Origin of the sequence: Pseudomonas sp. MYb60, from assembly GCF_002979555.1 — a bacterium.
Taxonomy (GTDB): Bacteria; Pseudomonadota; Gammaproteobacteria; order Pseudomonadales; family Pseudomonadaceae; genus Aquipseudomonas.
The window spans coordinates 125,420-146,353 of the sequence record NZ_PCOZ01000005.1; the positions used below are offsets into that span (position 1 = coordinate 125,420).

22 protein-coding genes, 1 tRNA gene and 1 pseudogene are annotated in these 20,934 nt (G+C 60.3%); 7 read left to right on the top strand and 17 right to left on the bottom strand.

What is annotated here, in order from left to right; genetic code table 11:
* Nucleotides 1-29: 29 nt before the first annotated feature.
* Complete coding sequence (locus tag CQ041_RS10360) at nt 30-251, bottom strand: hypothetical protein (RefSeq protein WP_105522931.1); 222 nt, start codon at nt 249-251, stop codon at nt 30-32.
* A 270-nt stretch (nt 252-521) separates the two neighbouring features.
* Here CQ041_RS10360 and CQ041_RS26545 point away from each other — a divergent pair, with 270 nt between their 5' ends.
* Entirely contained in the window at nt 522-893 is a 372-nt protein-coding gene (locus CQ041_RS26545) for a hypothetical protein (protein ID WP_105522818.1), read from the top strand.
* Nucleotides 894-1,266: 373 nt separating this feature from the next.
* Here the strand turns inward: CQ041_RS26545 and umuC are convergent, their stop codons facing one another.
* Together umuC and CQ041_RS10375 are read right to left on the bottom strand one after the other, a co-directional pair.
* The gene (gene umuC, locus CQ041_RS10370; RefSeq protein ID WP_105522817.1) at nt 1,267-2,544 is read right to left on the bottom strand and encodes a translesion error-prone DNA polymerase V subunit UmuC; all 1,278 of its coding nucleotides are present in this window, start codon (nt 2,542-2,544) and stop codon (nt 1,267-1,269) included.
* Nucleotides 2,537-2,962 (bottom strand): LexA family transcriptional regulator, encoded by a 426-nt coding sequence (locus CQ041_RS10375; RefSeq protein ID WP_105522816.1) that lies wholly within the window; start codon nt 2,960-2,962, stop codon nt 2,537-2,539. The genes umuC and CQ041_RS10375 overlap by 8 nt, the downstream gene beginning before the upstream one ends.
* 101 nt (nt 2,963-3,063) lie before the next feature.
* Between CQ041_RS10375 and CQ041_RS10380 the strand changes: the two genes are divergently transcribed.
* Nucleotides 3,064-3,813 (top strand): SOS response-associated peptidase family protein, encoded by a 750-nt coding sequence (locus CQ041_RS10380; RefSeq protein WP_105522815.1) that lies wholly within the window; start codon nt 3,064-3,066, stop codon nt 3,811-3,813.
* A gap of 123 nt (nt 3,814-3,936) precedes the next feature.
* On the opposite strand, the gene CQ041_RS10385 is transcribed toward CQ041_RS10380, so the two are convergent.
* Nucleotides 3,937-4,731, bottom strand: coding sequence for a DNA adenine methylase (locus tag CQ041_RS10385; RefSeq protein ID WP_105522814.1), 795 nt, complete (start codon nt 4,729-4,731; stop codon nt 3,937-3,939).
* A gap of 206 nt (nt 4,732-4,937) precedes the next feature.
* Between CQ041_RS10385 and CQ041_RS10390 the strand changes: the two genes are divergently transcribed.
* Entirely contained in the window at nt 4,938-5,519 is a 582-nt protein-coding gene (locus CQ041_RS10390) for a hypothetical protein (protein ID WP_105522813.1), read from the top strand.
* Nucleotides 5,520-5,534: 15 nt separating this feature from the next.
* Here CQ041_RS10390 and CQ041_RS10395 read toward each other — a convergent pair whose 3' ends face one another.
* Nucleotides 5,535-6,077: a lysis system i-spanin subunit Rz gene (locus CQ041_RS10395; protein WP_105522812.1), complete on the bottom strand. Its 543-nt coding sequence runs from the start codon at nt 6,075-6,077 to the stop codon at nt 5,535-5,537.
* Complete coding sequence (locus CQ041_RS10400) at nt 6,059-6,622, bottom strand: glycoside hydrolase family 19 protein (protein ID WP_105522811.1); 564 nt, start codon at nt 6,620-6,622, stop codon at nt 6,059-6,061. Before CQ041_RS10400 ends, CQ041_RS10395 begins: the two co-directional genes overlap by 19 nt.
* 55 nt (nt 6,623-6,677) lie before the next feature.
* Here CQ041_RS10400 and CQ041_RS10405 point away from each other — a divergent pair.
* A pseudogene (locus tag CQ041_RS10405) lies at nt 6,678-7,283 on the top strand (tyrosine-type recombinase/integrase); the annotation flags it as partial.
* Nucleotides 7,284-7,377: 94 nt separating this feature from the next.
* Here CQ041_RS10405 and CQ041_RS10410 read toward each other — a convergent pair.
* Nucleotides 7,378-7,468, bottom strand: a tRNA-Ser gene (locus CQ041_RS10410).
* A 152-nt stretch (nt 7,469-7,620) separates the two neighbouring features.
* On the opposite strand from CQ041_RS10410, the gene CQ041_RS10415 reads away from it, so the two are divergent.
* The gene (locus tag CQ041_RS10415; protein ID WP_016977342.1) at nt 7,621-8,292 is read left to right on the top strand and encodes a Bax inhibitor-1/YccA family protein; all 672 of its coding nucleotides are present in this window, start codon (nt 7,621-7,623) and stop codon (nt 8,290-8,292) included.
* Nucleotides 8,293-8,354: 62 nt separating this feature from the next.
* Here the strand turns inward: CQ041_RS10415 and murB are convergent, their stop codons facing one another.
* The 8 genes from murB to CQ041_RS10455 all read right to left on the bottom strand — a co-directional run bounded on the left by murB (nt 8,355) and on the right by CQ041_RS10455 (nt 15,164).
* Nucleotides 8,355-9,374, bottom strand: coding sequence for a UDP-N-acetylmuramate dehydrogenase (murB, locus tag CQ041_RS10420; protein WP_105522810.1), 1,020 nt, complete (start codon nt 9,372-9,374; stop codon nt 8,355-8,357).
* Entirely contained in the window at nt 9,371-9,835 is a 465-nt protein-coding gene (locus CQ041_RS10425) for a low molecular weight protein-tyrosine-phosphatase (protein ID WP_105522809.1), read from the bottom strand. The genes murB and CQ041_RS10425 overlap by 4 nt, the downstream gene beginning before the upstream one ends.
* Complete coding sequence (gene kdsB, locus CQ041_RS10430) at nt 9,835-10,599, bottom strand: 3-deoxy-manno-octulosonate cytidylyltransferase (protein ID WP_105522808.1); 765 nt, start codon at nt 10,597-10,599, stop codon at nt 9,835-9,837. The genes CQ041_RS10425 and kdsB overlap by 1 nt, the downstream gene beginning before the upstream one ends.
* Complete coding sequence (locus CQ041_RS10435) at nt 10,596-10,781, bottom strand: Trm112 family protein (RefSeq protein WP_105522807.1); 186 nt, start codon at nt 10,779-10,781, stop codon at nt 10,596-10,598. Before CQ041_RS10435 ends, kdsB begins: the two co-directional genes overlap by 4 nt.
* A gap of 24 nt (nt 10,782-10,805) precedes the next feature.
* The gene (gene lpxK / locus CQ041_RS10440) at nt 10,806-11,816 is read right to left on the bottom strand and encodes a tetraacyldisaccharide 4'-kinase (protein WP_105522806.1); all 1,011 of its coding nucleotides are present in this window, start codon (nt 11,814-11,816) and stop codon (nt 10,806-10,808) included.
* The gene (locus CQ041_RS10445; protein ID WP_105522805.1) at nt 11,816-12,244 is read right to left on the bottom strand and encodes a biopolymer transporter ExbD; all 429 of its coding nucleotides are present in this window, start codon (nt 12,242-12,244) and stop codon (nt 11,816-11,818) included. Before CQ041_RS10445 ends, lpxK begins: the two co-directional genes overlap by 1 nt.
* Nucleotides 12,241-12,876 (bottom strand): MotA/TolQ/ExbB proton channel family protein, encoded by a 636-nt coding sequence (locus CQ041_RS10450; protein WP_058425437.1) that lies wholly within the window; start codon nt 12,874-12,876, stop codon nt 12,241-12,243. The genes CQ041_RS10445 and CQ041_RS10450 overlap by 4 nt, the downstream gene beginning before the upstream one ends.
* 74 nt (nt 12,877-12,950) lie before the next feature.
* Nucleotides 12,951-15,164, bottom strand: coding sequence for a DNA internalization-related competence protein ComEC/Rec2 (locus CQ041_RS10455; RefSeq protein WP_105522804.1), 2,214 nt, complete (start codon nt 15,162-15,164; stop codon nt 12,951-12,953).
* Between the two features lie 147 nt (nt 15,165-15,311).
* Here CQ041_RS10455 and CQ041_RS10460 point away from each other — a divergent pair, with 147 nt between their 5' ends.
* Nucleotides 15,312-15,827, top strand: coding sequence for a DUF2062 domain-containing protein (locus tag CQ041_RS10460; RefSeq protein ID WP_105522803.1), 516 nt, complete (start codon nt 15,312-15,314; stop codon nt 15,825-15,827).
* Between the two features lie 3 nt (nt 15,828-15,830).
* Here CQ041_RS10460 and CQ041_RS10465 read toward each other — a convergent pair whose 3' ends face one another.
* Both CQ041_RS10465 and CQ041_RS10470 read right to left on the bottom strand, forming a co-directional pair.
* Nucleotides 15,831-17,201, bottom strand: a complete 1,371-nt coding sequence (locus tag CQ041_RS10465) for a sensor histidine kinase (RefSeq protein WP_105522802.1) — start codon at nt 17,199-17,201, stop codon at nt 15,831-15,833.
* The gene (locus CQ041_RS10470) at nt 17,188-17,916 is read right to left on the bottom strand and encodes a response regulator transcription factor (protein ID WP_105522801.1); all 729 of its coding nucleotides are present in this window, start codon (nt 17,914-17,916) and stop codon (nt 17,188-17,190) included. The genes CQ041_RS10465 and CQ041_RS10470 overlap by 14 nt, the downstream gene beginning before the upstream one ends.
* A gap of 205 nt (nt 17,917-18,121) precedes the next feature.
* On the opposite strand from CQ041_RS10470, the gene CQ041_RS10475 reads away from it, so the two are divergent.
* Nucleotides 18,122-20,875 carry a response regulator gene (locus CQ041_RS10475; protein WP_105522800.1) on the top strand — a complete coding sequence of 918 codons (2,754 nt, stop codon included), beginning with the start codon at nt 18,122-18,124 and terminating at the stop codon, nt 20,873-20,875.
* The last annotated feature ends 59 nt before the right edge of the window (nt 20,876-20,934 follow it).

Consider the following 20,934-nt stretch of genomic DNA (forward strand, 5'->3'; position numbering starts at 1 on the left):
GCCGGTGAGCGGCGCGCGAGGTACCTCACTCACGACAGCCCACCAAACCAGCCCAGTGCCCTTATCGTTCTCGCAAACTGCTTATCATTCGCCAGTAATACCAGTAATACCAAAGCGCACCCCATGAAGATACAAAGCCCGCCACCCGTTCTACCAATGACAATCAGAAAGACCCCCAATGCCAGGAGTGCGACACCAAACGCACCTACCCACTTTCGGGCCTGCTTTTGCTCGGGATACTTGTCGAACATCCATTTTCTCCCCATCGAATAGCGCCTCGACCCACTGTAGACCAACCGTACCTACTTACTGCTCACCTTGTGCCGCCCGGCGCGGCAATGACACCACCATGGAAATACCGAGCGAAACCATCGCCGAGGAGGAGACCGTGGGAATCACTGGCAAGACGCCCAGTAGTTGGCCGCGTCTACGCCCGGATGAACTGGCAGGCGTGAAACCATCAACAGAAAATGTCGCGGCTGACGCCTGGTCGCTGGATGTCTCACGAGTAGGATGAAGAAATGCGAGCGACAAACGCGGCAAACAGGGATCTGCCGCCGCGAATGATTCGGCGTGTGCGCACGCTGAAAGCAGCAAGCGAGATCCTTGATCTGGGGGATGCAAGTCGACTGCTGAGGCACACGGACGAGCGGATAACCGAGACTGTTTATCGACGGGCCGGGGGTGATCGTGAAGCCAACCCGATGAATCCGAAATTTGGAAGAGTTGCGGTAACCGCCGGAAATGATGCGGAAACGATCAGCCGCTTCACTGAAAGCACCGCCGAATTCCAGAAACACAAAAGCCCCGCTAGTGCGGGGCTTTCGTTTGAATCTTGGCGGGAAACCAGGGATTCGAACCCTGGGAACGCTATTAACGTTCGCCGGTTTTGAAGACCGATATGCAGACTCAAGCGGGCTGGAACCTTGAAGGCCTCCGGAGTTCCTTTACTCGCAACTACCAACCAAGCTACAGCCCGTATTCTGGAAGGGGTGCGGTTTTGGTTTGGGAACTGTTTATGCCCATCCCCCGGCGTTCTGCCGAATAAAAAAATACCAAAAAAGCCAAAGATTTATGAGATACATCGTGCCTGCTTTCGGCCCACAGTATTGACATCAAAGATGTCTACGGAACCGGCGACGATTCAGGTTGTGGCTAGCCACCAAGCTCAGCGCTGCCTGCACTCCTCCGCGGTTTAAAAAGATAATCAGCGGATGGATGTGAAATTTGATATTTCAAACGGCCACTATTGGCCGAAAGCTGCCGCTATCTACAGGCCACAGACCAGAGCTCATCAAGCTTCGTCGTATAGCTTTGGCTCATCATATCGCGGCGCATGCCCCAATCAGGATCTGCCGGAACACAAGCAGAGCGCAGCGTTCCCCTACCCCATCGCTCATTGATCTGGTCCATCACTGTCATCACCCGAGTCGCCTCTGCCGGCTGTGATATAGCGAACAAATCATCGGAGTACTCACCGGGCTGGCAGAGGTTCAGCAACATCACCTCAGCCTTGCTGTACTTAAAGCCTGGTCGAAATATCCGGTCAAGTGCCCCCACGGCTGTTTGAGTAAGCAGCCGCACGTCATCAGTGGGATACGGCATATCCACAACCACCCCATTGGCATACTTGGCCTCTTCGGGATTGAACATCCCAGTGCGGATGCACACGCGTACCTTCTTGCATAGCGAGTTCTGAGCCCGGAGTTTCTCAGAGGCACGCATCATGTAGGTGGCCACCGCCTCCTTGATGGGCGCCAACTCCGTCAACCTCATGCCGAACATGCGGCTACAGCAGATTTCCTGCTTTGGCGGATCCGGGTCATCCAGCTCCAGGCAAGGCGTGCCGCCCAACTCTCTGGCCGTCTTCTCGATCACAATGCTGAACTTCTTTCGGAGCGTCCATGGGTCGGCCTTAGCCAAGTCCATAGCCGATTTGATACCCATGGCATCAAGATGAAGCTTCATCTTGCGGCCAACGCCCCACACCTCCGCCACGTCAGTATTGCGTAGCACCCAGTCACGCTTAACCGGATCGGTGATATTTACCACCCCACCGGTTTGAGACTGCAGTCGCTTCGCGGTGTGGTTTGCCAACTTCGCCAAGGTCTTGGTGTGAGCGATACCAACACCGACAGGGATACCCGTGCAGCGAAGCACCTGGGCGCGAATCTGCCGGCCCAAGGCATCCAACCCACCGATACCAGTCAGGTCAGCGAACGCCTCGTCGATGCTGTACACCTCAACCGCCGGCACCATCGCCTCGATCAGGCTCATCACGCGCTCGCTCATGTCGCCGTATAGCGCATAGTTGGAGGAGAACGCCACAATGCCATGCTGCTTGAGCTTGTGCTTGATCTGGAAATACGGCTCGCCCATCTTGATGAACGGCTTCGCATCGTAGCTGCGTGCGATGACACATCCATCGTTGTTGCTTAGCACCACGATGGGCACCTTCGCCAGGTCGGGCCGGAATACCCGCTCGCAACTGGCATAGAAGCTGTTGCAGTCGATCAGTGCGAAGGTTGGCTGCGGTTTAGACATGGCTGCGCACTGTGCTGGTGATCACGCCCCAGATCGACAGTTCGTCGCCTTCGAGAACATAGCGGGCCGGGAACTTGGGGTTTTCGGAAAAGAGGACTACTTCCCCACCGCGCTTACATAGGCGCTTGCAGACGGGCTCATTGTTCAGCAGTGCCACCACCACATGCCCGTGGATCGGCTCGATGGCACGGTCCACCACGGCCAGGTCACCATCGAAGATCCCAACGCCCTGCATGCTCTCACCGGTGATTGCTACCAGGTACACGTGGGGCGCTCGGATATTCAGGACCTCATCCAATGAGATGTGCTGCTCGATGTGGTCCGCTGCTGGCGACGGAAAGCCGGCCGGGACCTGGAACGAGCACAACGGCAGCTTCGCGCCGACCTCAGCGATGGGACCTAGAATGGTGAAGCTCATGATGCGGCCTTTTACATTTACTGTATGAATGTACAGTTAACTTTGTAGGACGCTTGCGGTCAATTTTTCTGTAGGGGATTTCGACAAGTGGAGAGGTGCGTATGTGTGGGCGATTCGTGCAGTACGAGGGAATGGCAATCTTCATTGAAGAGCTGAGCCCACAGATAGAGCTGTTTAGCGGGTATGACGCTCAGCCTATTTATCGCTACAACGTGGCACCGTCAACGCGGGTGCAGGTTCTACACACATTAGAAGATGGGCTGCATATCGATGCAGTGAAATGGGGATGGGCACCGTTCTGGGCGAAGGGAAAACGTCCGGATCCGATTAACGCTAGGGTCGAGACGGTCACCACCGGGAAGTTCTTCAAACAGCTCTGGCCGAATGGCCGGGCCATTGTGCCCAGTGAAGGCTGGTATGAATGGGTAAAAGACCCAGACGACCCGAAGAAGAAGCAGCCCTACTTCATCCGTCTGAAGAGCCGGCGTCCGATGTTCTTCGGGGCGCTTGCCCAGGCCAATACAGGGTTGGAGCTTCACGAGGGCGATGGTTTTGTCATTATCACCGCCGCAAGCGATCAGGGCATGGTCGATATCCACGACCGGCGCCCTTTGGTGCTGACGCCAGAACATGCCAACGAGTGGCTTGATCCCGGCATAACTCCATCGCGAGCGGAGGCGATTGCAAAGGAGCAGTGCCAACCCACGGAAGAGTTTGAATGGTTTCCCGTAGGCAAGGCCGTAGGGAATGTTAGAAATCAGGGCCCTGAACTGATTGAGCCAGACAGATCAGCTCAAGTACCACATCACGAAGGCGACTGCGGAGATCCACCCAAGGGTAAGCAGAAATGAAAGACCCGCGAGTTGCTTATCCATCCGCTACCCAATGTGAGGCTAAAAGACTGCAATAGGAGCTACAGGGGCAACTTTAGTTCAGTGAGGGCAACGCGCCACCGTTCAAAACGGCGGCTCCTATCAGAACAACCCACCCAACGCTGCCGGCTCCCAATTCATGATCACCAACTCACCGCTGATCTCGGCTTTGCCTTGGCGCTGGTTAGCCGTGCTGTATCGGATATCCACCGTCTCGAAATGAAAGCCTTCAAACACCCGTCGGATATCGGGATGGTCATTGATGCTGACCATCACCTTGCCCTTGCAGCGCCGCATGAAATCGGCCATTCGCTCATAGTTTTCAAAGGGAAAGTCCACGCCATAGCCTGCGGTTTGCCAGTAAGGCGGGTCCATGTAGTGGAAAGTGTGCGGTCGGTCGTAACGTTCGGCGCAATCAATCCAGGGGAGATTCTCAACATAGGTGCCGGACAGGCGCTGCCATGCGGCAGACAGGTTCTCCTCGATCCGCAGAAGATTGATGGCCGGGCCAGTGGTCGCGGTGCCAAACGTCTGCCCCGTCACCTTGCCGGCAAAGGCGTGATGCTGCAGGTAGAAAAATCGGGCGGCGCGTTGGATATCGGTAAGGGTTTCAGGGCGGGTCATTTTCTGCCATTCGAACACCTGTCGAGAACTGAGCGCCCATTTGAACTGGTGCACGAATTCTTCCAAATGGTTCTGCACAACGCGGTAGAGCGTCACCAGGTCGCCGTTGATGTCGTTTAGAACTTCAACCGGTGCGGCCTGGGGACGCATGAAATAGAGCGCGGCGCCGCCGGCAAAGACTTCGACGTAGCATTCGTGGGGTGGGAAGAGCGGGATAAGGCGGTCGGCCAGGCGGCGTTTGCCGCCCATCCAAGGGATGATGGGTGTGGACATATAAAAGCAAGACCTTTGCTGTATGGATAAACAGTTCTAGGCTCGCTCCGCTTTGTGCACGAAGCAGGAGCCTTGGCTGGACTTGCAGGGATGATCTGCGGGTACAGCAACCGGTTTATATGTTGACGCATCGAACCGGTTGCTCTTTTGGTTTTCTATGAGATCAAATCTACCTCCTCATAGGCTACGAAATAACAGGAAAAAAATTGAATCCTCAAACTCTCTTGGCTCTGGTTACGCTTAACGACCTCAAAGGTGCCGCCTACGACGCGCTCGCAAAGAGTCATAAGATGCCTGCGCTTTTATTGTTTTATTCATTTATTGACATTTGTGCAACACTAGCCAAAGAGGGCGATGGCAAAACCACGAACCAAGACAGATTCAAAAATTATTTGATTAAATATCACCACTCCAAATGGAGCCAATATTCTCCTTACGATCTGTGGGCTGCCAGAAGTTCACTGCTGCACGCGTACTCTCCTCTCGGAGACCACGCGACCAAGACCAACCCACCCAAAACCATTTTTTATTACTCATGGCCTGAGAAAAAAGACGTTGTTCAAGCTGCAATGTCCGCACGCGGCTATGAAAACTTTTATCTTATGGACACAAACGACATAAAAATTATTGCCGTTGACAGCTTTAACACTCTATGGCGCAGGGTTGAGCAAGACGAAGTCTTTGAGTTGCAATTTAGAAAAAACGCCACTCACTTACTTAGAGACTTCAACTTCATCCGGCTTGAAAACGAACTGACTTTTCTCGACGGACTAAAAGACAACACCTGATCCGAAAAAATACTATTACTGAATCATTGTGAGTTCGCGCACATAACTCTGACATGCGCCCAGCGCAATTAATCCTTGGTCGCCGGCATCGGTGATTCCGATAATTCGTTGAGCATGCGCTGGGTCAAGTTGGGCTCTTGTGGTGCCATGAACCACGCGCCCGGCGGCGGAGGTGGTTGGCACTGAACAGCCGCTGGTGGTGTCGGTGGCGGCGAGTACGACTGACAGCCGCAGATCAGCTGTAGCCAGGCGATCACGCAGACGAGCTTGCTTGGTTTGCTCATCGGTCAATTCCTTATGGTGGGTTTCATCTTTGTTCTGCAGGCGCTGCTCCAGGGCGAGGCGCTTATCCTGCTCATTGCGCTGTAGGGTGGCAGCGGCCAGGGACAGTTCTTTGAGGGTGTCTGCATGTAGCCTGCCCTGGCGCTCCAGTTGCTGGCCGCAACGCCAGCCTTGAACGGTCCAGGCCAATGCAGCAGAGCCGGCGACCAACATCACCAGAAACAAGGCAACTGCACCAATGCGGAACTGCGCGGGGATCAGGTCGAGGAGACGCATAACACCGCCCTCGCCCTGGCCCACAGCTGTAGGCGATCTTCCAGCCCGTTGAGCCCGCCATTGATACGTCGGGTGATGGTGTTGAACTGTTCCAGATCCGCGAGCCCATTCAACCCATTCACAGACCAGAACCACGCTGCAGACTCTGCCGCCCATTGCGGCAGTTCCAGCAGCTCCGGCGTGCGCAGCAATCGTTCATCACCAAACAACGCCAAGCTGCAGCGCAGGTAGTTGTCGTGCCCGGTGATCTGGATCAGCCCACGGCCGCGATAGCGTTGGCCGTCACCATCAGGCGCCGGGGTGTTCCCCAGCTTGGCAGCCAGCGGGCCGGTGTCGTACTTGCTGAGGTATTGATCGCCCCCCAGTTCACGCACGTACTGCAACGGGCTGGACTCGTGGCCGACCTGGGCAAGGAAGGCCGCCTGGCGCTTCGGTGTGTCGATCTTGCGGTTGGTCATGGCGGCGTTTAGCGCGGATACAAAAACGCCCGCTTGGCGGCGGGCGTTGGGCATGATGCGTTGGAGTTGTTGCTCGGTGATGGACATCGCTTTTTCCCAGGCAAAAAAAGACCGCTCGATGGCGGCGGGTGGTGAAGTAGGTACGGAGCGAGAGAATCCGTGCCAAGGCATCAGAAAAAACAAGGAGGTGCCACGCGACTACTACGCCAACGCCGTGGTGTGGGATGCGGTGTATGGAATGGCAGGACCGGAACTCAAGGAGGCCATGGACCTGGCCTACCTGACCGGCCAGCGACCTGCCGATGTGATCATCATGCGTAGCGACGATACCGAGGGCGATTATTTCCTGGTCACCCAGGGTAAAACCGGGCAGAAACTCAGGATTCTCATGCGGACAGAATCCGGAGAAAACAGTCTCGGGAAATTGGTTAGAGAGATAATCGAAAGAAATGCGCACCACCCCTCCAAGTACCTACTAATCAACCAGTACGGAAAAAGGATGACAAAAGGCATGTTGCGCCTGCGCTGGGACAAGGCAAGAGAGAAGGCGCAGCAGAAAGCGCTGGATCAGGGCGACCCTATGCTCGCAGCAAAGATTGGAGGGTTTCAGTTTCGTGACATCCGACCCAAGGCGGCATCGGAAATCATCGATATTGGCGAAGCAAGCCTACTGCTGGGACATAGCAAACAGGAGATCACCAAAAGGGTTTACAGGAGGATTGGCCCCACTGCTAAACCATCAAAATAGGCAAAGTTTCGGAACGCCTATCAAAAACCGTCTTACCACACCCAAACCCCAGAAACACGAAAGCCCCGTAAGAACGGGGCTTTCGTATGAATATTGGCGGGAAACCAGGGATTCGAACCCTGGGAACGCTATTAACGTTCGCCGGTTTTCAAGACCGGTGCATTCAACCACTCTGCCAATTTCCCTTTTGCATCACAAGATTATAGTAGCCCATCCCGTCTCAGCGGGCGCCATAATACCCGAATGAAACACACTGTCAAACTCTCGGCATCGCTTGTTACAGAGCGTCTGTTATGATCTTTGCGACTGAACGTTTCAAAACCGAAGGAGTGTCGCCATGCGCGAACAGAATTACGCAGTGAATGGCAACGCGCAGGCTGAGCAGCTTGAAGTCAGCCGCGTGTTGCGCAACACCTATGGCCTGCTCGCCCTGACCCTCGCATTCAGCGGCGTGATGGCGTTCGTGGCTCAACAGATGCGAGTCGGCTACCCGAACATTTTCGTTGTGCTGATCGGCTTCTATGGCCTGTTCTTCCTCACCAACAAGCTGCGTGACTCGGCCTGGGGTCTGGTGTCGGCGTTTGCCTTGACCGGTTTCATGGGCTTCATCCTCGGCCCGATCCTCAACCGTTACCTCGGCATGGCCGGTGGTGCGGAAGTGGTCAGCTCGGCATTTGCCATGACGGCCCTGGTGTTTGGGGGTCTGTCGGCCTATGTGCTGATTACCCGCAAGGACATGAGCTTCCTGGGTGGCTTCATCACCGCGGGCTTCTTCGTGTTGCTGGCAGCCGTGGTCGCGAGCATGTTCTTCCAGATCAGCGGCCTGCAATTGGCGATCAGCGCAGGTTTCGTGCTGTTCTCCTCGGTCTGCATCCTGTTCCAGACCAGCGCCATCATCCACGGTGGTGAGCGCAACTACATCATGGCCACCATCAGCCTGTATGTATCGATCTACAACCTGTTTATCAGCCTGTTGCAGATCTTCGGCATCATGAGCCGCGACGACTGATTCCAGTCGGCATAAAAAAAGCCCCGTATCGAAAGATACGGGGCTTTTTCGCTTTCAGGGGATCAATACTGGTTGGGTTCCATTTCCAGTTCGACCTTGAATCGCTCTGCGATATCGCGCTGGATACGCAGGGCGAGATTGGCAATGTCGTGCCCGGTGGCACTGCCGTAGTTCACCAGCACCAGGGCCTGCAGCGAGTGGACGCCCGCATCACCGTCCCGAAAGCCCTTCCAGCCGGCCTTGTCGATCAACCAGCCGGCGGCGAGCTTCACCTGCCCGTCAGGTTGCGGATAGGCCACCAGGTCCGGGTACTGCGCCTGCAGTTCGGCAGCGAGTACGGCGGACACCAATGGGTTCTTGAAGAAGCTTCCGGCGTTGCCCAGCGTTGCCGGATCCGGCAGCTTTTCGCTGCGAATGCTGCAGATGGCGCGGCTGACGTCACTCGGCGTGGCGTCTGTGATCCCCTGCGCCGCCAGGCGCTGTTGTACCGGGCCGTAGTCGAGTTTCAGGTGACTGGCACGGCTCAAGGCAAAACGCACCCGCAGGATCAGCCAGCGGCCGGTCTGGTGCTTGAACAGACTGTCACGGTAGGCGAAGTCGCATTCCTGCAGGCTGAAGTCGCGCAGCTCGCCGGTCTGGCGATCCAGTGCGGTGAGCCCGGCGAACACATCCTTGATCTCGATGCCGTAGGCACCAATGTTCTGCATCGGCGCAGCGCCGACGGTGCCCGGGATAAGACTGAGGTTTTCCAGGCCGCAGAAGCCCTGTGCAAGGGTCCACAGCACGAAGGGATGCCATGCCTCGCCCGCTTCGGCTTCGACCACTACGTGAATGCCATCATCGTGCACCACGCGGATGCCTTGGGTAGCCATGCGCAACACCAGCGCTGGAATATCCTGGGTCAGCAGCAGGTTGCTGCCACCGCCGATTACCAGCAGCGGCAACGCCTGGGCCGACGCGTAGGCCAAGGCCTCGCGCACGTCGCTGTCGCTGCGGGCCTCGGCAAACAGCTGGGCACGCACGTCGATGCCAAAACTGTTGAAGGGTTTGAGCGATACGTGCGCACGCACCTGCAAGGTCATAACCGCCCCTTCAATTCGATCACCAATAAATCACAGGCGCGCTCGACCAGGTCCAGGACCCGCTCGAAACCCTGCTCGCCGTCGTAATACGGGTCTGGAACTTCGTCCACTTCCGCGTCGTAGCGGCGCAGGAACAGGTCCAGCTCCGCTTTGCCCTGGGCCGGCTGCAACGCCTTGAGGTTGCGCAGGTTACTGTTGTCCATGGCCAGGATCAGGTCGAAACGCGCAAAGTCGGCGCGGGACACTTGCTGGGCACGTTGGGCCGACAGATCGTAACCGCGCCCCAACGCCGCACGCTGGCTGCGTGAATCCGGCGGGTTACCGACATGCCAGTCACCAGTGCCGGCAGAGGCCACGGTGACCTGCCCCGCCAGCCCGGCTTCGCGCAATTTATGGCGCAGTACGCCTTCGGCCGTGGGCGAGCGGCAGATGTTGCCCAGGCAGACGAACAGGACCTCCATCAGGCCCCCAGCAAGCGGCGGACGCGCTCGAGGTCTTCCGGGGTGTCGACCCCTGCCGGCGGCGCTTCCAGCGCATCGGCCACATGGATACGCACGCCGTGCCACAGGGCCCGCAGTTGCTCCAGGGACTCGGTGTTTTCCAGCCAGCACGGGCCCCAGCCGACAAAGTCATGCAGGAATCCGGCGCGGTAGGCATAGATACCAATATGGCGGCGATAGGGTACGCCCTCGGGCAGCACATCCGGCTGCCTGGCGAAGGCGTCCCGCGCCCATGGCAAGGTGGAGCGGCTGAAGGTCAGCGCCAGGCCATTGATATCGCTGACCACCTTGACCACGTTCGGGTTGAACAGCGTTTCGATGTCTTCGATGGGCTCGGCCAGGGTCGCCATGCGCGCTTCAGGATGGGCCGCGAGGTTGGCCGCCACCTGGTCGATCACGCTCGGCGGGATCAAGGGTTCGTCGCCTTGTACGTTGACCACGATGGCATCCGGTGCCAGCCCCAGCTGCGTAGCCACTTCGGCCAGCCGGTCGGTGCCGGAGTTGTGGTCTTCGCGGGTCAGCACCGCTTCGGCGCCAAAGCGTTTGCAGGCTTCGACGATACGCGGGTCATCGGTGGCAACCACGACGCGCTCGGCGCTGCTTTTGCAGGCCTGTTCCCACACCAGCTGCACCATCGGCTTGCTGCCGATCAACTGCAGCGGCTTGCCCGGCAAACGTGTCGAGGCGTAGCGGGACGGGATGACGACGGTAAAGGCGGTGGTCATTTATCCAGGCGCTCGTCGTTGGTCAGGGTGCGGGCTTCGCTCTCCAGCATGACCGGAATGCCATCACGAATCGGGTAAGCCAGGCCGGCCCCTTTGCTGATCAGCTCGGTCTTGTCGGCGCTGAGCTTGAGCGGGCCTTTGCAGATCGGGCAAGCGAGGATATCGAGCAGTTTGGTGTCCATGAGTGTTTCCTGGAATTAAGCGGTTTAAGGCAAGAGACGGGCGGGCAACAGGCGCATCAGCTGCGTGTCGAACCAGGCGACGAACGCCGGCGACGGCAGCGCATCCACCGTAAGGTACCACCAGTCGGGCTGGGCGAAGGCGCGGCACTTCACCGCGTCCTTCTCGGTCATGACCAGCGGCAATGACGGGGTAAAATTCAGGACCTCGGCACTGTAGGGCGCGTGGTCGGCGAAAGCATGGGGTATCGGTCGCCAGTGTAGCGTTTCAAGGGTATTGAAGAAACGCTGCGGGTTGCCGATGCCGGCGACCGCATGGACCTGCTGGCCCGCCGCGAAGTGATCGACCCGCTGGCGTTCGCCGGTGTGAAGATTGACCAGCGCCGTGGGTTGCAGGCGAAAAGCGAAACCGTCATCGCGGTCACTCACTGCACCGTTGTAAAGCAGCGCATCGACGCTTTGCAGGCGCTCCACCGGCTCACGCAACGGCCCGGCAGGCAGGCAACGGCGATTGCCCAGCCCGCGGGCGGCGTCGATCAGCACCAGTTCCAGGTCGCGGGCCAGACGGTAGTGTTGCAGGCCATCGTCGGAGAGGATCAGGTCGAGCGGCTCACTGGCCAGCAGCGCCTTGACTGCACGGCTGCGGTCCGGATCGATCACCAGCGGCACGCCGCTGCGCTGCACGATCAGCAGAGGTTCATCCCCCGCCACTTGCGGGCTGTGGCTGGCCTCGACCCGCCACGGCAAGTGAGGAGGCTTGGCACCATAGCCGCGGCTGACCACCCCCACGCGCAACCCCGCACGGCGGCAATGCTCGATCAACCACAGGATCAACGGCGTCTTGCCCGTGCCACCGACGGTGATGTTACCCACCACCACCACCGGCACGGGTGACTGATAGATGTCGCCTTCGCCGGCCAGGAAACGCGCACGCTTGCCCTGTACCACCCGGCGATACAACGACTCCAGCGGCCGTAACAACGCCAGCGCCGGGTGACCTTCGTACCAGGCCTTGAGCAAACGATCGGACATCGCCATCAGGGTTGGCCCGCCGCCTCGACGGTACTCATGCGCAAATGGCTGAAGCCGAGCTTGCCAGCAGCATCCATCGCGGTGATTACGGCTTGATGCTGGGTCTTGCCATCGGCACTGATGGACAGCGGCAACTGGGTATCGCCGCCGGACTCCTTCTGCAGGGCGTCCATCAGGGTGTTGAGATCGTTTTTCTCCAGCACTTGGTTATTCACCGAAAACACTCCCTCGGCGCTGATGGCAATGTCCAGTTGCTTGACCTCCTGGTCCTCCGCCGGCGAACCACTCACCGCTTCCGGCAGGTCGACACGCAGTTCGGTCTGCCGGGTAAATGTGGTGGTGACGACAAAAAACAGCAGCAGGATAAACACTACGTCGATCAGCGACGCGAGGTTGATATCGACATTTTCCCGTTGCTTGCGGCGAAATTTCACGCTTTGCCCCCGACCAGGTCCACGTCACGGTCGCCCTGCACCACTTCCACCAGTTTGATGGCTTCCTGCTCCATGCCGACCACCAGTTCATCAATGCGCCGCTGCAGGAAGCGGTGGAAGAATACCGACGGAATACCCACCATCAAGCCCGCTGCCGTGGTGATCAACGCCTTGGAAATACCGCCGGCCAGCACGGCCGCGTTGGTGGTCATGCCAGAGCCCATGAACGAGCTGAAAATATCGATCATGCCGAGCACAGTGCCGAGCAAACCGAGCAACGGTGCCATCGCGGCGATGGTGCCGAGCGCATTGATATAGCGCTCCAGCTCATGAATCACGCGGGCAGCCGCCTCTTCGATGCACTCCTTCATGATCTCGCGACCATGCTTGGAGTTGGCGAGGCCCGCCGCCAGGATCTCACCCAGCGGCGAGTTGGCGCGCAGCTCCTTGAGTTTTTCCTTGTCCAGTTGCTTGTTCTTGATCCAGCCCCAGACCTGACCCAGCAGATGCTCGGGGGTGACGCGACTGGCGCGCAGGGTCCACAGGCGTTCGGCTACGATGCCGAGTGCGGCGATAGAGCTCATGATGATCGGCAACATCATCCAGCCGCCGGATTTGACCAATTCCCACACAGTGAATGCCCCCTCGAAAAAGTGCGCCACTTTACCATATTGGTTGGGCGGCGGGGTTCGTCGACCCGCCTCGCTCACTCAAGCCCTGCGCGCCAGAACCGGCGTTGATCGCGCGCGGCAACCGGAGTCGAAAATGCCCCGAGTTGCAGGCGTACAGCCCCCTGCTCGGCGCTGTCATACACGCGACTGCCCACCGCCCGATAACGCGCCAGCACGTGCGGGTGCGGGTGACCATAGGCATTGCCACGCCCCCGGGAAATCAACACAGACGTGGGCCCAAGCCGCGCCAAAAAAGGCCAGGACGAAGAACTGCGACTGCCATGGTGCGGCGCCTGCAACCAATCGGTCGGTACCGCCAGCGGTGAGGCGAGCAACGCCTGTTCGGCGTGGCGATCAATGTCACCGGTCAGCAGCAGGCGCTCGCCATTGGCCTCGACCTGCAAGACACAGGACTTCGGATTGCCGTCGATGGCATCCGGCCACTGCCAGAGTTCGAACGAGACACCGTCCCACGTCCATTTCTCGCCGCTGATACACGGCTCTGTGGCGAGAAATGCCGGCAACCCCCGGGTCTCCCCACCCACTACACGCTTGGTGGGCATTCGCCTGGCAACCGCCGCCGCACCACCGGCATGATCGGCGTCGCCATGGCTGAGCAGCATCAAGTCCAATTGCTCGACTCCAAGCTTGCGCAACGACGGCAGCACCACCCTCGCACCGAGGTCGAAGGTACCGGAGCGCGGCCCTGCGTCGTAAAGCAGCACGTGGTGGCGAGTACGCAGGATCAGCGACTGCCCCTGCCCGACGTCCAGTTGCACCACGTCCACCTGCCCATGGGGCACCGGTTCTCGTGGTGGAAACACCGCCAGCAACAGCATCGGCCAGCCCAGCAGACGAAACGGCACGCCTTTGGGCAGCAACAGCAGCACCGCACCCAGCAGGCTCACCCACCAGAACACCAGCGGCACCTCGGTGGGAATCCAGGCCGGGACCAGCGTGGCGAGCCAGCCCAGGCCTCGGAACAGCCCATCCAGCGCTCCGCCTGCGAGCCATAACAAACCCTCCCCCACAAACGGCAGCGCCAGCGTCACGGTTCCCAGCAACGCCAGCGGCAACACCACCAGACTGATCCATGGCACCGCAACCAGATTTGCCAGCGGCGCACTGAGGCTGATCGGTAACCCCAGCACCAACAGCACCGGAAACAGGCCAATAGCGATCAACCACTGCGGCCGTGTCCAGGCCTGCCATGCAGGCCACGGTCCCAGGCGAGCGCCAAAAGCCAGGATCAGCACCGCCACTGCCGCAAACGACAACCAGAACCCCGGCTGCAGACTGGCCAGCGGCTCAAGGATCAACACCCCGTTCAGCGCCAGCAGCAGCGGCCACCATAGCCCGAGATGACGGAAGCGAAGGCGCCACAGCAGCACCAGCCCCACCATTACGCAGGCGCGCTGGACCGGCACGCCAAACCCCGCCAGCAGGCCGTAGCCCAGCGCCGCTGCGAACGCCAGCCCGCATGCCCAAGGCAGCCACGGCCAGGTTCGCGGCCAGCAACCGTAGCGTGCAAGGCCGGCGATCAGGGCGTAGACCAGCCCCGCCAGCAGGCCGATGTGCTGGCCGGAAATCACCAGCAAATGCACCGTGCCCGTGTCTTGCAGCACCCGCCAATCCTCGGACGTCAGACCCGAACCGTCGCCCAGCACCAACGCCACCAGCCCGGCCTCACGCCCCTGTGCATCGACTGCCATCAGGCGCTGGCGAACAGCATCGCGCCAGGCGTTGCGAGCGGGCGCCAACCGCTCACCGTCCTTGACCGAACCGGTGGCCCCCATACGCTGGGCCAACAGCCAGGCTTCCTGATCGAAGCCATGAAAATTCAGGAGCCCGGCGGGTCGCTTGAGCTTGACTGCCAAGCGCCAGCGCTCACCGCTGCGCACCTCGGGCCCAGCCTGCCAATACAAACGCATTCGTTGGGGCAAGCGAGCAGTGCGTGACCGGCCATCGGACAACTCAAAACGCACCCCCTCCCCCGTTCGCTGCGGCAACCCGGTGACGCGCCCCTCCACCCAACGTGTCTCGCCGTCCAGTCCCGGCGCCAGTCGATCGTCCAGCGCCCATTGCGCGCTGATGCACGCCCAACTCAGGCCGATCAGGAAAAACGCCAGGGGGTACGTGCGAAACGGCAACAGCATCAAGGCCAGCACCAAGAGCACGATCAGCCACCCGGTGGGCGGCAACGCCGGTAGAAAACGCAGGGTCAGCAGCCCCAGCGCGAGTGCAAACATCCCTATTCTCATGGATCATCCTTTTTGACTGATCCACTCAGTCTTGGCCAACCGCCGGGCACTGCCGATGATGTTTTGTCACAAAGTCTGAATTTTCTGTTTATAGAATGCGGGCATACTTGCCCCTCGAACTGAACTGGACCCCTTATGCCCCGGCGCCTATTCAAGCGGTACATGCCTGACCCGAGCAGTATCAGGGAACACAAGTCTTTACAGTTTCTTGGGACGCTGCTGCATGATCCGAACCTGTGGCACCTGAACCGTCACTCGGTCGCGCGAGCCATGGCGGTGGGTCTGTTCGCGGCGTTTATCCCGATCCCGATGCAGATGCTGCTGGCGGCCGTGCTGGCGATTACCGTGCGCGGCAACATGCCCATCGCGGTCAGCCTGGTGTGGCTGACCAACCCGATCACCATGCCGGTAGTGTTTATCTGCACCTACATGACCGGGGCCTGGTTGATGAACGTGCCCGCCCGAAGCCTGCCCGATGACCTGACCTGGGAATGGATCAGCGGCCAGTTGAGCACCCTGTGGCAACCGTTCCTGCTGGGCTCGGTGGTATTGGGATTGGTGCTGGGCGCACTGGCCTACTGCCTGACCATGGGCTACTGGCGCTGGTGGGTCGCCCACCAATGGAAAAAACGCAAACAGCGTCGCGGCTGAACCCTAACGCGCCAGCAAGCGCAGATGCACCCGCAAGCCAACACCGGTGTTTTCCGCCCATAGGCTGCCGTCCTGACGCTGCACGGCATTGCGGGCGATGCTCAGCCCCAGGCCGAAACCGCCGTCGCCGGGGCGAGAACCGTCGAGCCGGGTGAAAGGCGCGAAGATTCGCTCCAGATCCTGCTCGTCGATGCCCCCACCCTGATCTTCCAGCCACAGGTGCCAGTAGTCGCCGTCACGCCGGCCATCCAGGCGCACCACCCCGTCCGCTGGGGAGTGGCGGATGGCATTGCGCAGGATATTTTCCAGGGCCTGGGCCAAGGCATTCAAATTTCCCCGCACCCAGCAGTCGGCCCCCAGCAGGCAAGGCAGGCGCGATGCGGGCCAATCGCTTTCGAAACAGGCGTTCTCGCGCAGCATGTCCCACAACGCCTGAATCTGGATATCTTCGTTGGGCAGCGGCGCGCGCTCGGCGTCCAGCCAGGCCAGTTGCAGGCTGTCTTCGACCAGGCGCTGCATGGCGTCAATCTCGCGGCCCAGGCGCTCGCGCAACGGCGCGAGGTCCTGCTCACTGTCACACGCCACCCGCAGACGGCTCAGCGGAGTGCGCAACTCATGGGACATGTCGCGCAGCAGTTGCTGCTGCAACACCACCGTGCCCTGCAGGCGTTCGGACATATGGTCGAACGCCCGGCCCAATTCACCCAGCTCGTCCTGGCGGCTGGTCGCCGCCTGGGACAGCCGCGTATTCAATTGATCGGCACGCCAGGCATTGGCCTGGGCGCGCAGTTGATTGAGGGGCATGATCAACAGGCGATACAGGCCGACACACAGCAACAGGGTAAACAGACCGGGAATCACCCCATAGGTCACCACCCGCCAAAACACCTTGTAGCGTCCCGGCATGAAGCGCTGCGGCAATTCGATCACCAGCGAACCGAGTTCCGGGTTCACCGGGAACGGGATCTTCACCCAGGGCAACACCTTCGCATGCCGCCCCACCGGCCATTCGAGCCCACGCAGGAAGGTCAGGCGCTGGTTTTCCCTGTCGAGCAGCGGATAGCTGCTCAACGACTGCAGGTCAGTGCCAATCACACCGATCCAGGTGCGCTCGCGCTTGCCCAATGCCTCGATCCACGCATCGACGCCTGCGTGGCCGCCGCGGTTCCAGGCCTGCTCGGCGCCCACGGCGTAGCCACTCAGGGTGGTTTTTGCCTCGTCTGACAGGTACGCGACCTGCTGCTCCATGTACCGGCCCCAGGTCAGACTGAGCCAGATCATCAACAGGCAAAACGCGATCAGCAGGCAGGCAAGCTTCCAGAATAACGAATGTATGCCCGGCAACGGTTTGAAGGGTCGATCAAATGCCGTCATCGTAACCGCTCAGCACATAGCCCTTGCCCCACACCGTGCGCACTTCGCGTTCGCTGTAGCCGATGGCCTTGAGTTTGCGGCGGATCTGGCTGATGTGCATGTCGAGGCTGCGGTCGTGGGGCGCGTAGCCGCGTTGCAGAACATGCTGATACAGGAAGGCCTTGCTGAGGACCTCCTCGCCATTGCGGTGCAGGGTTTCCAGCAGGCGGTATTCGCTGCGTGTCAGGCCGGCCCACTGCTCCTGGTGGAACACGTCGCACAGTTCATCGTCGAAGCGCAGCGTGCGGGCGTCTTCGCGCACCGGTGCCAGCACCGGCTGTGGACGCCGGTCCAGCGCCACACGCCGCAGGATGGCTTCGATGCGCACTCGCAGTTCGACCATGCTGAACGGCTTGGGCAGGTAATCGTCGGCGCCCAGGCGGAAGCCACTGACACGATCGGCTTCGGCGCCCAGTGCCGACATCAAAATCACCGGGATCGAATGGCTCTGGCGCAAGTGCGTGAGGATCGACAGCCCGTCCATCCCCGGCAGCAGAATGTCCATGAGCACGACGTCGAACGCATGGTCGCGGGCCATCTGCAGCCCCTGCTGGCCATTCTGGCACCAGGTGACCTGGAAGCCACAACGCCCCAGGTGCTCATGCACATAGGCGCCGAGCACGGGATCATCTTCTATCGCCAGAATACTGGGGAGGGCTACGGCTGCGGGATTCATTAGCGTCTGCAAGTCATTCTCAATGATTGATTATTCAAGATAACCCCGGCCCAGGCAATCGCCACCCGGCGCCAAATCCCCCCAAGACACGCGCAACTGATGAATTTGCGAGATTCCACCCCGCGCAAATGGCTACACTGCGCAAGTGGCGCGGACCGGATGCCGACGCAAATCGTTGATGACAATGTGGTAGCAGGAGAGTGGCGTGCTTAGAAGAATGGGGATAAAAGGCCGCGTACTGTTGCTGACCTTATTACCGACCAGCCTGATGGCCTGCTTGTTAGGGGGCTACTTCACCTGGATGCAGCTCTCGGAATTGCAGAGCCAACTGCTGCAACGCGGCGAAATGATCGCCGAGCAACTGGCCCCGCTGGTGGCGCCTGCCCTGGGTGCAAGAAATACCGATTTACTCGAGCGCATCGCCACCCAGTCCCTGGAACAACCGGACGTGCGCGCAGTGTCTTTCCTCGGTCCTGACCGCGCTTCCCTCGCCCACGCCGGCCCGAGCATGCTCAACCCGCCACCCAGCGGCAACAGCTCCCACCTGCTGCAACGCACCGGCAATGACGCCACGCGCTACCTGCTGCCGGTCTTCGGCCGCCATCGCAACCTCGCCGGCGAGCTGATTCCGGATGAAGCTGACCGCCTGCTCGGCTGGGTCGAAGTCGAACTGTCCCACAACGGCATGTTGCTGCGCGGCTATCGCAGCCTGTTCGCCAGCCTGCTGCTGATCGCCATCGGCCTGATCTTCACCGCGGCGCTGGCGCTGCGCATCAGCCGCACGATCAATTCGCCGATCGGCCTGATCAAGCAAGCCGTCGCGCAGCTTAAGGACGGCAATCTGGAAACCCGCTTGCCGCCCCTGGGCAGCCAGGAGCTGGACCAGCTCGCTTCGGGCATCAACCGCATGGCCGAGACCCTGCACAATGCCCAGGAAGAACTGCAACACAGCATCGACCAGGCCACCGAAGACGTGCGCCAGAACCTGGAAACCATCGAGATCCAGAACATCGAGCTGGACCTGGCCCGCAAAGAGGCCCTTGAAGCCAGCCGAATCAAGTCCGAGTTCCTGGCCAATATGAGCCATGAAATCCGAACGCCCCTCAACGGCATCCTCGGCTTCACCCATTTGCTGCAAAAAAGCGAGCTCACGCCGCGCCAACTCGACTACCTGGGCACCATCGAAAAATCCGCCGACAACCTGCTGGGCATCATCAACGAGATTCTCGACTTCTCGAAGATCGAGGCCGGCAAGTTGGTGCTCGACAGCATTCCTTTCAACCTGCGCGACCTGCTGCAAGACACCCTGACCATCCTCGCTCCCGCTGCCCACGCCAAGCAGCTGGAACTGGTCAGCCTGGTGTACCGCGACACGCCGCTGGCGCTGGTGGGCGACCCGCTGCGGCTCAAGCAGATCCTCACCAACCTGATCAGCAACGCGATCAAGTTCACCCGTGAAGGCACCATCGTCGCCCGCGCGATGATCGAGGACGAGCAGGAAGACAGCGTGCAATTGCGCATCAGCGTGCAGGACACCGGCATTGGTCTGTCCAGCCAGGACGTGCGCGCGCTGTTCCAGGCTTTCAGCCAGGCTGACAACTCGCTGTCGCGCCAACCCGGCGGCACGGGCTTGGGGCTGGTGATTTCCAAGCGCCTGATCGAACAGATGGGCGGCGAGATCGGGGTGGAGAGTACGCCGGGCCAGGGCTCGGAGTTCTGGATCAGCCTGAACCTGCCCAAGACCCGCGACGACATCGAAGACTTGCCTTCAGCGCCACTGCTGGGCCATCGGGTGGCGGTGCTGGAAAACCACGAACTGGCACGCCAGGCCCTGCAGCACCAGTTGGAAGATTGCGGCCTGGAAGTCACCCCGTTCAACACTCTGGAGAGCCTGACCAACGGCATCACCAGCGCCCACCAGACCGAGCAGGCCATTGACCTGGCGGTGCTTGGCGTGACCGCCAACGACATTCCGCCCGAACGTCTCAACCAACACCTGTGGGACCTGGAACACCTGGGCTGCAAGGTGCTGGTACTGTGCCCCACCACCGAGCAGATGCTGTTCAACCAGTCGGTGCCCAATCCCAACAGCCAGTTGCAGGCCAAGCCGGCATGCACGCGCAAGCTGCGCCGAGCCTTGTCCGACTTGATCAGCCCGCGTCCGTCGCGCAGCGAGCCGGGCGAACCGCTGTCCAGCCGTGCGCCACGCGTGCTGTGCGTGGATGACAACCCGGCAAACCTGCTGCTGGTGCAGACCCTGCTGGAAGACATGGGCGCCCAGGTGCGGGCGGTGGAAAGTGGCTACGCCGCCGTGGATGCGGTGAAACAGGAAACCTTCGACCTGGTGCTGATGGACGTGCAGATGCCCGGCATGGACGGCCGCCAAAGCACCGAGGCGATCCGCCAATGGGAAAGCGAGCGCCATGGCACGCCGCTGCCCGTGGTGGCGCTGACCGCCCACGCGATGGCCAACGAAAAACGCGCGCTGCTGCAAAGCGGCATGGACGACTACCTGACCAAACCCATCAGCGAGCGCCAACTGGCTCAAGTGGTGCTGAAGTGGACCGGCCTGGCCCTGCGCAACCAGGGCCCGGAGCGCGTCACCGAGGGCCTGGGCCCGGGCGTGCGACTGCCGGTACTCGACCACGAAGAAGGGTTGCGCCTGGCCGCCGGCAAGACCGACCTCGCCGCCGACATGCTGGCCATGCTGCTCGCCTCCCTGGAAGCCGACCGCCTGGCCATTGGCATCGCCCGAGATGCCAACGACAGCAACGCCCTGATCGAGCGGGTGCACCGCCTGCATGGCGCCACCCGCTACTGCGGCGTGCCGCAACTGCGCGCCGCCTGCCAGCGTGCGGAGACCCTGCTCAAACAGGATGACGCCAAGGCCTTGCACGCCCTCGACGAGTTGGACATGGCCATTGCCCGGTTGGCCAGTGAAGCGCGGGTCAGTGCTTGATCACCTCGCAGGAACAGGGTTGCTGTGGGGAGAAACCCATACATTTCAGTCATTGCAGG